The 14,585-nt window shown below is 38.5% G+C and carries 10 protein-coding genes; 5 read left to right on the top strand and 5 right to left on the bottom strand.

Annotated elements, in window-relative coordinates:
• Nucleotide 1: 1 nt before the first annotated feature.
• The 4 genes from cyoB to ppsA all read right to left on the bottom strand — a co-directional run bounded on the left by cyoB (nt 2) and on the right by ppsA (nt 6,573).
• Nucleotides 2-1,993: a cytochrome o ubiquinol oxidase subunit I gene (cyoB, locus tag ACLCEG_RS06065; RefSeq protein ID WP_019458343.1), complete on the bottom strand. Its 1,992-nt coding sequence runs from the start codon at nt 1,991-1,993 to the stop codon at nt 2-4.
• A 3-nt stretch (nt 1,994-1,996) separates the two neighbouring features.
• The gene (gene cyoA / locus ACLCEG_RS06060) at nt 1,997-3,049 is read right to left on the bottom strand and encodes a ubiquinol oxidase subunit II (protein WP_004700839.1); all 1,053 of its coding nucleotides are present in this window, start codon (nt 3,047-3,049) and stop codon (nt 1,997-1,999) included.
• A gap of 316 nt (nt 3,050-3,365) precedes the next feature.
• Nucleotides 3,366-4,121, bottom strand: a complete 756-nt coding sequence (locus ACLCEG_RS06055; RefSeq protein ID WP_019458342.1) for an RDD family protein — start codon at nt 4,119-4,121, stop codon at nt 3,366-3,368.
• A 64-nt stretch (nt 4,122-4,185) separates the two neighbouring features.
• Nucleotides 4,186-6,573 (bottom strand): phosphoenolpyruvate synthase, encoded by a 2,388-nt coding sequence (gene ppsA / locus ACLCEG_RS06050; protein ID WP_171057798.1) that lies wholly within the window; start codon nt 6,571-6,573, stop codon nt 4,186-4,188.
• Nucleotides 6,574-6,720: 147 nt separating this feature from the next.
• Between ppsA and ACLCEG_RS06045 the strand changes: the two genes are divergently transcribed.
• From ACLCEG_RS06045 to pgaD, 5 genes are all read left to right on the top strand, one after another.
• Nucleotides 6,721-7,557 carry a pyruvate, water dikinase regulatory protein gene (locus ACLCEG_RS06045; RefSeq protein ID WP_004700844.1) on the top strand — a complete coding sequence of 279 codons (837 nt, stop codon included), beginning with the start codon at nt 6,721-6,723 and terminating at the stop codon, nt 7,555-7,557.
• A gap of 387 nt (nt 7,558-7,944) precedes the next feature.
• Complete coding sequence (gene pgaA / locus ACLCEG_RS06040) at nt 7,945-10,383, top strand: poly-beta-1,6 N-acetyl-D-glucosamine export porin PgaA (protein ID WP_410566656.1); 2,439 nt, start codon at nt 7,945-7,947, stop codon at nt 10,381-10,383.
• On the top strand, nt 10,383-12,212 hold the full coding sequence (gene pgaB, locus ACLCEG_RS06035; protein ID WP_410566654.1) for a poly-beta-1,6-N-acetyl-D-glucosamine N-deacetylase PgaB: 1,830 nt from the start codon (nt 10,383-10,385) through the stop codon (nt 12,210-12,212). Before pgaA ends, pgaB begins: the two co-directional genes overlap by 1 nt.
• Complete coding sequence (gene pgaC, locus ACLCEG_RS06030; protein WP_410566652.1) at nt 12,212-13,459, top strand: poly-beta-1,6-N-acetyl-D-glucosamine synthase; 1,248 nt, start codon at nt 12,212-12,214, stop codon at nt 13,457-13,459. The genes pgaB and pgaC overlap by 1 nt, the downstream gene beginning before the upstream one ends.
• Nucleotides 13,456-13,920 carry a poly-beta-1,6-N-acetyl-D-glucosamine biosynthesis protein PgaD gene (gene pgaD / locus ACLCEG_RS06025; protein ID WP_410566650.1) on the top strand — a complete coding sequence of 155 codons (465 nt, stop codon included), beginning with the start codon at nt 13,456-13,458 and terminating at the stop codon, nt 13,918-13,920. Before pgaC ends, pgaD begins: the two co-directional genes overlap by 4 nt.
• Before the next feature lie 39 nt (nt 13,921-13,959).
• Here the strand turns inward: pgaD and ACLCEG_RS06020 are convergent, their stop codons facing one another.
• Nucleotides 13,960-14,523, bottom strand: coding sequence for a flavoprotein (locus tag ACLCEG_RS06020; RefSeq protein WP_410566648.1), 564 nt, complete (start codon nt 14,521-14,523; stop codon nt 13,960-13,962).
• Nucleotides 14,524-14,585 lie beyond the last annotated feature (62 nt).

Here is a 14,585-nt window from a genome sequence, read left to right as displayed (position 1 = left end):
CTTAGTCCTTCTTCAAGTGTTTTTCAAGTAAAGCATAGCGTTCGTTTTCAATACGCTCAACTTCAGCAGCTGGAACATAGTAATCAACATTCTTAGTGAATGAGCTTACGATCAAGCTAACAACAGCAGAAACGAATGAAACAACAACGAGCCACCAAACATGCCAGATGAGTGCAAAGCCAAGAAGTGTAATGAACATTGCAATGACAAAACCAGCAGCACGATCAGTCGGCATGTGGATGTCTTCATATTTAGTGTTACGTGCGTATGCTACACCATTTTCTTTGTCAGTCCAGAAACGGTCAACACCGCTAGCATCTGGTTCATGCGCAAAGTTATAGAATGGAGCAGGGGAAGAAGTTGCCCACTCAAGCGTACGAGCATCCCATGGATCGCCTGTAAGGTCCATGTTGTCTTTGCGTTGTAAGAAACCAACAATGATTTGCATTAAGAAACATGCAATACCAATCGCAACAAGAACAGCACCAAATAATGCAATCGCAAGGTATGGGTCCCATTCAGGGTTGTCATATGTATTCAAACGACGAGTCATACCCATGAAACCAAGGATATAAAGTGGCATGAATGCAAAATAGAAACCAAAGAACCAGAACCAGAACGCAGCTTTACCCCATGCTTCATTGAGCTTCCAACCAAACATTTTCGGCCAGTAGTAAATGATGCCGGCAAACATACCAAACACCACACCACCGATAATTACGTTATGGAAGTGAGCGATCAAGAATAATGAGTTGTGTACTAAGAAGTCCGCAGGTGGAACAGCCATAAGTACACCAGTTAAACCACCGATACCGAATGTTACAAGGAAGCCAAGCGTCCATAACATTGGAGTAGTAAAGGTGATGCGACCTTTATACATGGTGAATAACCAAGAGAAGATTTTCACACCAGTAGGAATCGCAATAACCATGGTCATGATACCGAAGAACGCGTTAACGTTCGCACCAGCACCCATCGTGAAGAAGTGGTGAAGCCATACAACGAACGCAAGAACAGTAATCGCGATAGTTGCATACACCATAGACTTGTAACCGAACAACGCTTTACGAGAGAAGGTTGCAACGATTTCTGAGTATAGACCAAATGCTGGTAATACCAAGATATATACTTCAGGGTGGCCCCATGTCCAGATCAAGTTCACGTAAAGCATTGGGCTACCGCCAAGCTCATTTGTGAAGAAATGGAAGCCGAAGTAACGGTCTAGAGTAAGCATTGCAAGTGTACCTGTTAATACAGGGAATGATGCAATGATTAATACAGCCGTACAAAGTGAAGTCCACGTGAAAATAGGCATGTCCATCAATTTCATGCCAGGTGCACGCATTTTAATGATGGTAACGAAGAAGTTAACACCAGATAAAAGCGTACCTAGACCAGAAACCTGAAGTGCCCAGATATAGTAGTCAACACCTACACCAGGAGAATATTGAATGCCAGATAGAGGAGGGTAAGCCATCCAACCAGTTGCAGCAAATTCACCTAATACAAGTGAAAGCATCATTAAACCAGCAGCACCAGCGAATAACCAGAAGCTTAAAGAGTTTAATAATGGGAAAGCAACGTCACGAGCACCAATCTGTAGTGGTACAGAGATGTTCATCATACCTACAACGAGACCCATTGCTACGAAGAAGATCATGATTACACCGTGTGCGGTGAAGATCTGGTCGTAGTGGTCAGGATGTAAGTAACCTTCGCCGCCGCCTTTAGCGAGGAAAAGTTGTAAACGCATCATGATTGCATCGGCGAAACCACGCAGAAGCATGACAACAGATACGATGATATACATGATACCAATTTTTTTATGGTCTACAGTAATAAACCACTCATTCCACAAATATCCCCATTTTTTGAAATAGGTGATACCGCCAAGCACTGCAATTGCACCAATTGCCATAAGGACCATGGTGACAAGTACGATTGGCTCTGTCGGGATAGAGTCCCAACCCAGTTTACCAAAAATCATATCCATGTCTTATTCCCCTTGAGCAGCGTGTTCAGCTGCAGCATGAGTGTCAGCTGTTGCATGTTCAGCAGAATGGTCAACACCATGATAGTTACTCATATAATGGTTGATAACTGTTTCAAACAGTTTTGGTTCAACTGAAGAGTAATAAGTCACAGGGTGCGGCTTAGTCGGGAACGGTTTCATCGCTTCTGCTTTAGCAAGTGCTTCTTGATCACCAGCAGCTTTAGCACGATTTACTAAATGCTCGATTTGGTGCTTAGAACGGTCGCCATCACGTAAGGTTGCCAATTCAGCTTGGTCAAGCGTAGCTTTTTGAACTGCTTCTGGATTAATAGTTGAACCCTTACCAGCTTTAACAGCTGCTACCCATTCATTGAATTGTTGCTCTGTAACGCTATGCGCTTTGAAACGCATTTGAGAGAAACCATAGCCTGAGTAGTTAGAAGAGAAACCACGATATACACCAGTTTCATTTGCTAACAAATGAAGGTGAGTTTGCATACCTGCCATTGCGTAAATCTGACCGCCTAACTGTGGAATGAAGAATGAGTTCATTGTGAAGTTGGAAGTGATTTTGAAGCTTAACGGAGTTTTTTCTGGGAAACGTACTTCGTTAACAGTCGCAATGTTTTGTTCAGGATAAATAAAGATCCACTTGAACTGTTCAGCAATAACCTGAATAGTTAAAGGTGCTTTATCTGATTCTAAAGGACGGTATGGGTCATACTTGTGGGAACCCCACCAAGTTAACCAAGCTAAAATACCAATAATAATGACAGGGATACCCCATACTACAACTTCAATTGCAGTTGAGTGTGCCCATGTAGGTTTATAGTCTGCATCTTTATTTGACGCACGATATTTCCAACCAAACCATAATGCCATGATGATTGAAGGAATCACCACAAGTAACATTAAATAGATCGCAGTCATCATAAGGTCACTTTGACCTTGACCAACTGGACCTTTAGAGTTTAGAAGTACCATATCACCACCACACCCAGTCAAAAGTGCGGCAAGCGTTGATAAAGACAATACAGCTAAAATCGTTTGTCTCATTTTACAACCTCGGTGAAGAGTCCCATTCCCTAATTAAATATGGGATAGCGATTAAAGTGTCGCATGATTGAGAATGCTAGTCTTAAAAATTTAGACTTCTCAATGATGCGACACCGCTACGTTGTAGGGCATTATGCCTCATATCGACAAACTAAGCTACACATAAAGCAGCTTGAAATAATTGTTTTAAAACCCGATTTTTTTTGTAGGGTATCGAATCTTGATAGAGCTTTTATTTAAATATCAATTCTCTATAGAAAAAAGGAGGTGGGGTTCCTCCTTTTTTTTAGACTTTAAATGAATGAGTCATTCACACTCATTTGATCACTTTTGTTCTTGCAATTTTGTCATGTAGAGCCTGTCGTTTTTGGCCTAATGCAAAAGCATAGTCAATAATTGTGCTAATAGGCATAAACAGTAAGTTCAATATAATGAAAACGATACTTCTGAGTAAGAAGACACGCGTTAAATTAACTTTACCATTAGTTTCAGCATCTACAATCTTAATTCCGACAATTTTCTTACCTATACTTTGACCAAATTTGGTTAAAAGAAAAGCTTGGATAGCGAGCATGATGACGACATAAACTAACATAGTATGCCATGCTTCAATCGGGATAAGCGTAAAAAGCTGTTGTTGAAGTTCTGCTGCTTTAGTTGAGGCAACTTCTGCAGATTGCATCTGTTTTTGTAACTCAAAAAGTTGTTTATATTGAGCTTCGTTAAAGAAGAAAGAAGGAATGGCTGCAATAGGTAACCAAAGTAATAGGTCAATAATTTTTGCAAGAGCACGAGATGAAATTGAAGCAAGTTCATGTGCTTTAGTTTCTACACGGATGTGCTGAATTGTCTCATTATGAGTCGTATTTGTATTTGCTGAAAAAGCAGAATAACCCGTAGGTTGATATACAAGTTTACCTTGGGTTAATTCTCCTAAAGCTTTCCACTCTGTCATGCCTTCATGCCAAGCTAAATCAGTGAGTAAAACCTGTTGGCTTGCCAACATCTGATTTAGTTGTTCTAAGGTATAAGGCCCAGCTTGTTGATTATTACGTGCCAAGTAAATTTGCATAAGTAAAAATTCTCTATTCTAAAGATGAAAAAAGACCCACGGATGGGTCTTTTTCTATAACAAATTAGATTTGCTTGATTTTTTCTTCAGCAAGGAAGAACCATGTATCTAAAACTGAGTCAGGGTTAAGAGACACTGACTCAATACCTTGTTCCATTAACCATTTTGCAAGGTCAGGGTGATCAGATGGTCCTTGACCACAGATACCCACATATTTGCCAGCTTTACGACAAGCATGAATTGCCATAGAAAGAAGTGCTTTAACAGCAGCATCACGTTCGTCAAATAAGTGAGAAACAATACCTGAGTCACGGTCTAGACCAAGTGTTAATTGAGTCAAATCGTTAGAGCCGATAGAGAAGCCATCAAAGTGTTCAAGGAATTGTTCAGCTAACAATGCGTTAGTTGGTAATTCACACATCATGATTACTTTTAAGCCGTTCTCACCACGTTTCAAGCCATTTTGAGCAAGTAGCTCAATTACACGTTTTGCTTCTGATACTGTACGCACGAATGGAATCATGATTTGGATATTGGTTAGACCCATTTCATCACGAACTTTTTTAAGTGCACGGCATTCGAGTTCAAAACAGTCACGGAAGTTATCTGAAACATAACGGCTTGCACCACGGAAGCCAAGCATTGGGTTTTCTTCTTCCGGTTCGTATAACTTACCACCAATAAGGTTTGCGTACTCATTTGACTTAAAGTCAGACATACGAACGATTACTGGTTTGTCAGCAAACGCTGCAGCAAGTGTTGCAATACCTTCAACTAGTTTTTCAACATAGAATTCTACAGGTGATGCATAGCCAGCTGTACGTGTCATTACAGCAGCACGAGTTTCACGAGGTAAGCTTTCAATATTAAGAAGCGCTTTAGGGTGAACACCGATCATGCGATTAATAATGAACTCTAAACGAGCAAGACCAATACCTTCGTTTGGAATTTGGGCAAAGTCAAAAGCACGGTCAGGGTTACCTACATTCATCATGATTTTGAATGAAAGTTTAGGCATAGACTCAACAGAGTTGCGTTGAACTTCAAAATCTAATGCACCTTCGTAGATGAAACCAGTGTCACCCTCAGCACAAGAAACAGTAACTTCTTGGCCGTCAGTCAATACCTCAGTTGCGTTACCACAACCTACGATTGCCGGTACGCCAAGTTCACGAGCAATAATTGCCGCGTGACACGTACGACCACCACGGTTAGTGATAATCGCGGCAGCACGTTTCATTACTGGTTCCCAATCTGGATCAGTCATGTCAGATACAAGTACGTCACCGTCTTGTACTTTATCCATTTCTTTAATTGAGCTAACAATACGAACTTTACCAGAACCGATACGTTGACCAATTGAACGACCTTCACAAAGAACAGTACCTCTTTGTTTGAGTAGGTAGCGCTCCATTGTGCCGACATTTTGACGGCTCTTAACGGTTTCAGGACGAGCTTGGACAATATAGATTTGACCATCGTCACCATCTTTTGCCCATTCAATATCCATTGGTGCACCGTAGTGCTGCTCAATAATAAGCGCTTGTTTTGCTAATTCTTGTAATTCATGATCATTTAATGCGAATTGTTGACGCTCTTGTTTTTCAACATCAACAACAACAACTGATTTGCCAGCTGAACCTTCTTCACCATAAATCATTTTTTGGTGCTTAGAGCCTAAGTTACGGCGTAATACCGCATGTTTGCCAGCATTTAATAATGGTTTAGATAGGTAGAATTCGTCAGGGTTAACTGCACCTTGTACAACCATTTCACCTAAGCCATAAGATGCAGTAATGAATACAACATCACGGAAACCAGACTCAGTATCGAGTGTAAACATTACACCCGCAGCGCCAGTTTCAGAACGAACCATACGCTGAACGCCCGCAGATAATGCGACAACATCATGATCGAAGCCTTGGTGTACACGGTAAGAAATAGCACGGTCATTATATAAAGAAGCGAATACTTCTTTAATCGCGATAAGTACGTTATCAATACCACGAATATTCAAGAAAGTTTCTTGTTGACCTGCGAAAGATGCATCTGGTAAATCTTCAGCAGTTGCAGATGAACGAACGGCAACCGCGATATCAGGGTTGCCGTTAGAGAGTTCTGTAAAAGCGGCGCGAATTTCTTGTTCTAAGGTTGCAGTGAGTGGAGTCTCTACAATCCATTGACGAATTTTAGCGCCTGTTTCTGCAAGTGCATTTACATCATCGACGTTAAGTTGAGCAAGTTCTGCTTGAATTCGAGCGTTAAGACCGCTTTGGTCTAAGAACTCACGATAGGCCTCAGCAGTTGTTGCAAAACCACCAGGTACCGATACACCAGCATTTGATAAATGGCTGATCATTTCACCCAAAGATGAGTTTTTCCCACCTACGAGTTCGACATCGTGTTTCCCTAATTTTTCTAGACCGATTACGCGCGCTTCCAAAGTTTTCACTCCACTTTTGCAGTATTAATGTCTATCTTGGCATGAAATTAAAAAAATAAAGTGCTTAGTTGAGAATTTTACTAAGCGACAGTCATGTAAGATCAGTTTACTATAAAGATTATATAGCACTAAGACAAATGTTTAAGGAGAATTTTAATGTCAGAAAGTAAACAGTATAAGCGGAGTGTTTTTTTTATTTCTGATGGAACTGCAATTACTGCCGAGACTCTTGGACATTCGTTATTAGCACAATTCCCTAATGTAGATTTTGACATTCACATCATGCCTTATATCACAACTGAAGAGGCAGCAATGGCTATTGTGGTTGAGATTAATAAATGTCAAACCCGTGATGGATGCTTACCATTAGTATTTGATACTTTAGTTGATCCGCATGTACGTGAAATTATTAATACTGCAAAAGCGGTTAATTTAGATGTATTTGAAGGACTAATCAGTAAACTTGAGCAGGAGCTTGGAACGCCGCCAACGACACTGGTTGGGCAAACACATGCAGTTACTGATTCTGAGTATTATAAAGCACGTATTGATGCAGTGCATTTCGCACTTGATAACGACGATGGGGCGCGTACCCGTCATTACGATAAAGCAGATTTGATTTTAATTGGTGTGTCTCGCTCAGGTAAGACCCCAACTTCTATTTATCTTTCACTACAGTTTGGTATTCGTGTAGCTAACTATCCTTTGACAGAAGAAGATTTGGACGATAACCGTCTACCAGCAGTATTAAGAGAGCATCGTAGCAAACTGTTTGGTTTAATGATTGATGCAGAACGGTTGGTTGCTATTCGAAGCGAGCGCAAAGCAAATAGCCGATATGCAAGTTTTAGTCAGTGTCAAATGGAATTAAGAGCGATTGAAGGTATTTATATTTCAGAAGGTATTAAATATTTAAATGTCACTGAAATGTCAATTGAAGAAATCTCTACTCGTATTTTACAAATGACTGGTTTAAAACGACGTATCGGTTAATTAAATCAACTGTTTATTTTGGCCATTCAATTTAAATAATTTAAAGTTAATTAGATTGAATGGTTTTAAATTTATATACATATCAAAAATAAAAGTTTTAAATATAAAACGCCAAGTTAATGAATCGTTTCTGATTAGTTATCAGCGAGTAAACTCTTACACTACAGTTTGTGAGTTAAAATAAGCTTTTTGAAAAAAAATGTATATAAACTAATAATCTATGTTTTTATAAATATTTGTTTTTAGTTATTTTTTAAAAATACAAATACTTTTTTTATTCATATTTTACATTTGTTGTAAATATCATGCGCATTTTGATTATTGTGATGAAGTTCACATTTTTAACTATAATTTCCCATCTCGATATGGGACTATCCGATTATCAAAATGCTAAAAAAATGTGTTTTTTCATTGGTATATCTCTTGCCAATTCAATTGTACGCCGCTCAAGTGGATGTCTTGCGTGAGCAGGCTATTCAAGATTATAGAGCAGGGCAAACTCAACACGCTGTTTATCAGCTAGATCAATTGTTAAAACAGTACCCACATGATCAAAAATTGTTGGCTGATTATTTAATTGTTATGTCTAATGAAAAAAAGGATCTAACTAAATTTACAGGTTTATTGGTAAATATTAATTATGTGAATTTTCCGGAATATGCAAAGCTACCTTTAATTCAAAATTTTCGAGATTTTAAACATTTTAAAATAGCGATTGAATGGGCAAATAAGCTTAATATTCAAAAAACGATTGATGGGCGCATTTTATTATCTGTTTTATATGCTGAATCGCAAGAAACGGGGAATGCTAAGACTCTGTTATCTAAAATCAATATTAAAAATTTAAATGCTGATCAATTGGTACGTATTGCATATGCTTACCGTCTAATTAATTTGCCTGTAGATGCTTTAGCTACAATTGAGCATGCTTATCAGCAACAACCTAAGTCTTCATCCGTTTTACAAGAGTATGTCTACGACTTGATTGCTATTGGTGCATATAAAAAAGCTCTGCAATTACTCCAAACAAGCGAAAAAAATCAGCAAACTGTGCAATTACAGCAAAATTTACAAGTCAGTGAATTTTCTCAGCAGGTCAATAATGCAATTACCCGTTATAAATATTTAAATCGCCAAGGCTTATCAGATGCAGAAAGTTTTGCTGAATTAGATAGCGTGTTAGAAAAGGGGAAAAAGCTACAACGGCAAATAAAGCCAGAAGATCCTAACTATTTAAGGTTTCACTACGATTATTTATATGCATTAGATTTCAGAGGCCGAGCAAAAGCGGTTTTAGATAATTTTACTCAATTAAATATTCCGCTTGAAAAATTACCTGCATATGTACGTCATGCAATTGCTGATAGTTATTTAGCTGAGCAAAAGCCGAAGCAAGCTGAACTTGTTTATAAGACACTTTTAACCGAAAAAAATTATCCGGATATGATCGTCTATAGCGGGTTGTATTATTCTTATATTGAACAAGAAAAATATAAGGAAGCGGAACAGCTTTTGGCAAAAGTTGATCATCTTATTCCGACCTATAAATATAGTCAGGCAAAGGGTGTAGATAAAACGAGCCATCCTGACCGAGACGATTATATTGCTTTAAAAGGAATGCATTTAGCTTATGCAAATCATTTAGAACAAGCTGAAAAACACTTTCAAAAAACAGTAGAGCAGGCACCTGCAAATGAGAGTTTGATTAATAACCTTGCCCGCGTAGAGCGCTGGAGAGAAAAGCCTTTAGAAGCAAAAAAAACAATTTCTCGTTTAAATGGTATAGATCCGATTGCTAAAGATACTCGCATTAATGAAATGCAAAATGCTCAGGCTTTAGGGGATATCCAGACATGGCGTAAAACAACGCAAAACTTAGTGCAGTTTTATCCCGAAGATAGTGGCGTTATTAAAAGCCGCAAAGAGTTGGATGATCGTAATAGAGCTACGATTTCACATTCAACGACTTGGGGTCAAAGTAAAGCTAATAATAGCGATTCTGTAAGTGGACAAAACGGTTTAAAAGACCGTGAAATGGAAACTCGCCTTAATAGTCCGTGGATAAAAGATAATTATCGTTTATTCGCTTGGCATCAAGATCGTTATGGCGAATACAATTTTGGCGACGTGCATAACCAGCGCTATGGTGTTGGGGCCGAATGGCAAGCCAATCGTAAGGCGTTATCTGCGATCTTATCGCAAAGTACAGATGGCGGACAAGCTGGTGTTCGTCTTGATTGGTCGCAGTGGTTAAATGATCACTGGCAGTATCAATTGCAATATAACAGTCAGGCTGACATTCCTCTACAAGCGATTGATGCAGGAGAAGATGGTCAATCTTACCGAGCTGCGTTGACGTGGCAAAAGGATGAATCTCGTCAAATTGGCGCAAGTTACGGTCTGACTGATATTAGTGATGGCAATAAACAACAAGAATTTTCAACTTTTTGGCGCGAAAGACTATTTGCAGCGCCGCATCACATTACTTATGGCACTGTCCGTGGTTTTTTCGGCAGTAATAGCCAAGATCAAACTGCTTATTTTAGCCCAAGTTCGCATTACAGCGCAGAGTTGAACTTAAGTCATGACTGGATGACTTGGCGTGAATATGAGCGTTCATTTAAACAGCATTTCGAGGCTGGGGTGGGCTTTTATAAACAAGCCGATTATTCCACTAAACCAACCTATTCTTTGCAGTATCAACATCAATGGCAGCTATCACGGACATGGCAACTCAATTATGGAATTGGCTGGCAATACCATCCTTACGATGGACATGGTGAACAGCATACCTATGGTATTTTCGGATTTGAAGGGCGTTTTTAATGAATAATTTATTTTCGAAAATGTTGGGCTGTGCTTTGGCCTCGACATTGTTACCTCTGCAATTTGCATATGCCCAGATAGAAAAAGATTTACCAAAAAATCATGTGGTTTCTTTAACTTTTCATGACGTCAGAGATGATGTTTTAAAAGAGGGCGATCGGGATATTTATGCAATTCAAACTAAAAATTTAGCGCAGTTCTTTGACTGGCTCAGTCAATCTGAGTGGAAGCCAATACGCTTAAAAGATATTGAAAAGGCTCGTAAGCAAGGCAAAGAGCTACCTCATAATGCCATTTTGTTAACCTTTGATGATGGTGCTTTAAGTAGCTACAGTCGTATATTTCCACTGCTTAAGCAATATCAGATTCCGGCAGTTTTTGCACTCCCAACCAGTTGGCTAAATGGTAATACAAAAGCTGGCTATGAAGCCTATGGACAAGGGAACTTGGTCAATTGGAAGCAAGTACGAGAAATGCAGGCTTCTGGCTTAGCTGAGTTTGCAAGCCATAGTGATGATTTGCATCATGGTGTGCTTGCTAATCCTCAAGGGAATGAACAACCCGCGGCAACTTCTTATATGTATTTAAAATCACAAGCGCGTTATGAAACGGACGCGGAATATCAACAACGTATTTTGAATGATTTAAAAAAATCTCATAATGTCTTAAAAAAAGAATTGGGTGTAGAGCCGAAAGCAATTGTATGGCCGTATGGTGCAGTAAATCAGCAGTTAGAGAAGCTGGCTCAACAAGCAGGTTTCACTTTTTCTTTTAGTCTTGGACGTGATGGCGTAAATCAGATTAATGATCTGACCTTTAAGCGTAGTCTTATGGTCGACAACTCTACAGCTGAACAGTTGACTGAGACGTTGCTTAACATTTTGAACTCGGCAGAGAAAGATTTATATAAGCAGCCAAAACATTTTGTAAGTATGGACTTAAAGCAATTAGCTGCTTCAAGCAATACTCAGTCAGATGAAAAACTAGGGTTATTGTTGTCCAAACTTTATAGCTTAAAAAACAATACGCTGATATTGAAGCCGTTAGATGACCAAGATGGAGATGGGCAATATGACGTTGCTTATTTCCCAACAACTCAAATGCCAGTTAAGCAAGATATTTTGAACCGTAGTTTATGGCAGGCACAAACGCGGGCAGGTCAGGCGGTTATTTTAGAACTACCTATTTATCCTCAAAAAAATAAACCGTTTTTGGTGGCAGATTTAGCGAAAGATATTGCGCGTTTTAATAGCAATTTAAGTGGTATTCAACTTAATGCTGGAGCTGCTTTAAATTGTGCAATGCAAAACACAACGCTGAACGAAAGCAACTGTGTTGAACAAGTAAAGCAATTATCACAACTGAGTCAACTGACTCAAAAAGCTGCAAAGCCTTATTTGAATATGAGTAATCAGGCCCAGTTTAGTTTGTTGCTAACACCAGACTTAGAGCATATTGAACAGTTACCAGTGCTTTTAAAATCACTCTTAACCCAACATGATTTAGTGAACCTAAAATTTAATATGGTGGGTAAGCAAAAACAATTTAAACAAGCCTTAGAACTTTTAAATACTCTTGATGCCAAATACAAACAACGAATTATGCTGACATTAACATTGCCAGAAAATGACCAGAGAAATGCTTGGCAAGAAGTAAAACAAGGTCTTTTTGATATTCAACGTATAGGTATTCAGAAATTTGGTGCTGATGGCTATGACACTGAAAATGCAAAAAATGTTCATGAGTATTTATATAACCCAATAAGCTTGAATTCGAGTTCGGTGATGTATCAGCCCTTTGCAGGTCTAGCGAATGAGGGGAAAAAGTAATGAGAGTATTACTCGATATTCTATTTGCTTTTGCCTTTTTATATCCGCTACTTATGGCGTGGACATGGATGGTAGGTGGCCTTTGGTTTTTCTTTAAACGGGAATACCATGAACAGCAATTACCTGAGCCTTCAAATGAAGGGTGCAGTATTATTATTCCTTGTTTTAATGAAGAAGCCCAAGTGCGGCAAACCATTCGTTATGCCTTGCAAACAAAATATCCAAATTTTGAAGTCATTGCTGTAAATGATGGTAGTAGTGACAGAACTGCAGAAATTCTTGATGAGTTAGCAGCACAAGATGCTCGATTACGAGTTGTACACTTAGCAGAAAACCAAGGTAAGGCAGTCGCTTTAAGATCGGGAGTATTGGTCAGTAAATACGAATATTTAGTTTGTATTGATGGGGATGCTTTACTACATCCTCATGCTGTACTTTGGCTCATGCAGCCATTTCTAAAATTTCCGCGTATTGGTGCCGTCACTGGTAACCCTAGAATTTTAAATCGCTCAAGTATTTTAGGAAAATTACAGGTTGGAGAGTTCTCTTCAATTATCGGATTAATTAAACGTGCGCAGCGAACATATGGCCGTATTTTTACAGTATCCGGGGTAATTGTAGCGTTTAGAAAAACTGCTTTGGTTCGTGTCGGTTTTTGGTCTGATGACAAAATTACAGAAGATATTGATATCTCTTGGAAGCTTCAAATGGACCATTGGGATATTCAATATATTCCTCAAGCTCTTTGTTATATCTATATGCCTGAAACCTTTAAAGGACTTTGGAAACAGCGGTTACGCTGGGCACAAGGTGGGGTAGAGGTTTTATTAGAATATATTCCTAAAATGTTCAAAGTTCGCTTGCGCCGTATGTGGCCAGTCATGCTGGAAGCTTTAGTCAGTATTATTTGGTCATATGTGATGATATTTATTTTCTTACTTTTCTTGATTGGGCTATTTATTGAATTACCTCAGCAGTGGCAGATCAACTCTCTAATGCCACAGTGGTATGGTGTGATATTAGGGGGAACATGCCTTATTCAATTTTTAGTCAGTTTATGGATCGATCATCGTTATGACCGTGGGCGTCTTTTTAGAAATTACTTTTGGGTCATTTGGTATCCATTATTTTTCTGGCTACTAACGTTATTTACCAGTGTGGTTGCGGTACCTAAAACTATATTTAACACGAAAAAACGTGCCCGCTGGGTTAGTCCAGACCGAGGCTTCCGTGGAGATAATTCATGAAAAATGAAGAAAATACTGAAGTAGAAGTTTTAGATATACCTGAATATATTGATCAGCCTGAATATGTAAAAAATAAGACCGCGAACTATACCTTGCAAACAATAGGTTGGTTCTGTTTAATGTGGCTGCTTTTTCCACTGGTTTCTTTATTTTTGTGGTTTTTTGAAGGGCATCTTATTTATGACTATGTATGGGTAGATCATATTTCGGAAGTCAAAACTTTACTGCATTTACTTCTTTTAATTTGCTTAAGTGCTTTGGTTCTAATTTTATGGGCAAGTTATAACTGGCTTAGATTTCATGGTGATGATCGACGTAGTAAAGCGCCAAATAGTTCTGATGATTTATTGGCTTTTAAATTTACAGTAAGTACAGCGTCATTATCAGAATTGCAAAAAGCTCAACGTGTCATTCTGCATTATGATGAGCATGGGCATTTGCAAAAATATGATTTGAACTGAATGAAAAAAGCATGGTATTTCAACCATGCTTTTTTATTTTCAAGAAGTTGTTCTAATAATGACATCAATGGTTTGCTGAGTGCCATCCATACTGTATATAGCCGTTTGAGTAACTTTCACAATTGGCCAAGTCTGTAATTTACAATTTGGTCTCTGTAGAGCCGTATAATAGTTATCAGATTTAAAAAATGTTTTATTGGCTTTTGCAGTATTTGGAGTCAAAAGACGCTTCAGCCATGTTTCATTTACTTGGGTTTCCAAAAAACGTAGAGCTAAGATACTTTTTACACGGTTGTTAAATAGCCTCCTGTTTTTAGCAATAAGTGGATGGGTAATGAGACGATGTATACCAATTTGACTATGGGGCAAAATAAAGTGTGGTGTGATTTGAAATACAGTTACAAACTTTGCATGTTGGCAGATTTTGTCTAAGTGTGTGACAGTTTCCTGATCCGTTCCAATAATCGCTACATTTAAATTAGAAAAATCATATGCTTTGATTGTATTTGATAAAAGAACTTGACCATTAAAAGCGTCAAAATCCTGAACTGAATTTTGAAAAGTAGCTGATTTTGCAACACTATTTTTAAGTTCAATACTCATTTTCCAAAAGTCCTTTTGGTTTTCATTTATGATGATTTTTTATCGTTTTAATATAAATAACC

The organism is Acinetobacter sp. H1(2024) (assembly GCF_046557555.1).
GTDB classification, from domain to species: Bacteria; Pseudomonadota; Gammaproteobacteria; order Pseudomonadales; family Moraxellaceae; genus Acinetobacter; species Acinetobacter seifertii.
The sequence above is the reverse complement of the archived record's forward strand: the minus strand, read 5'-3'. Positions and strand labels throughout refer to the sequence as shown.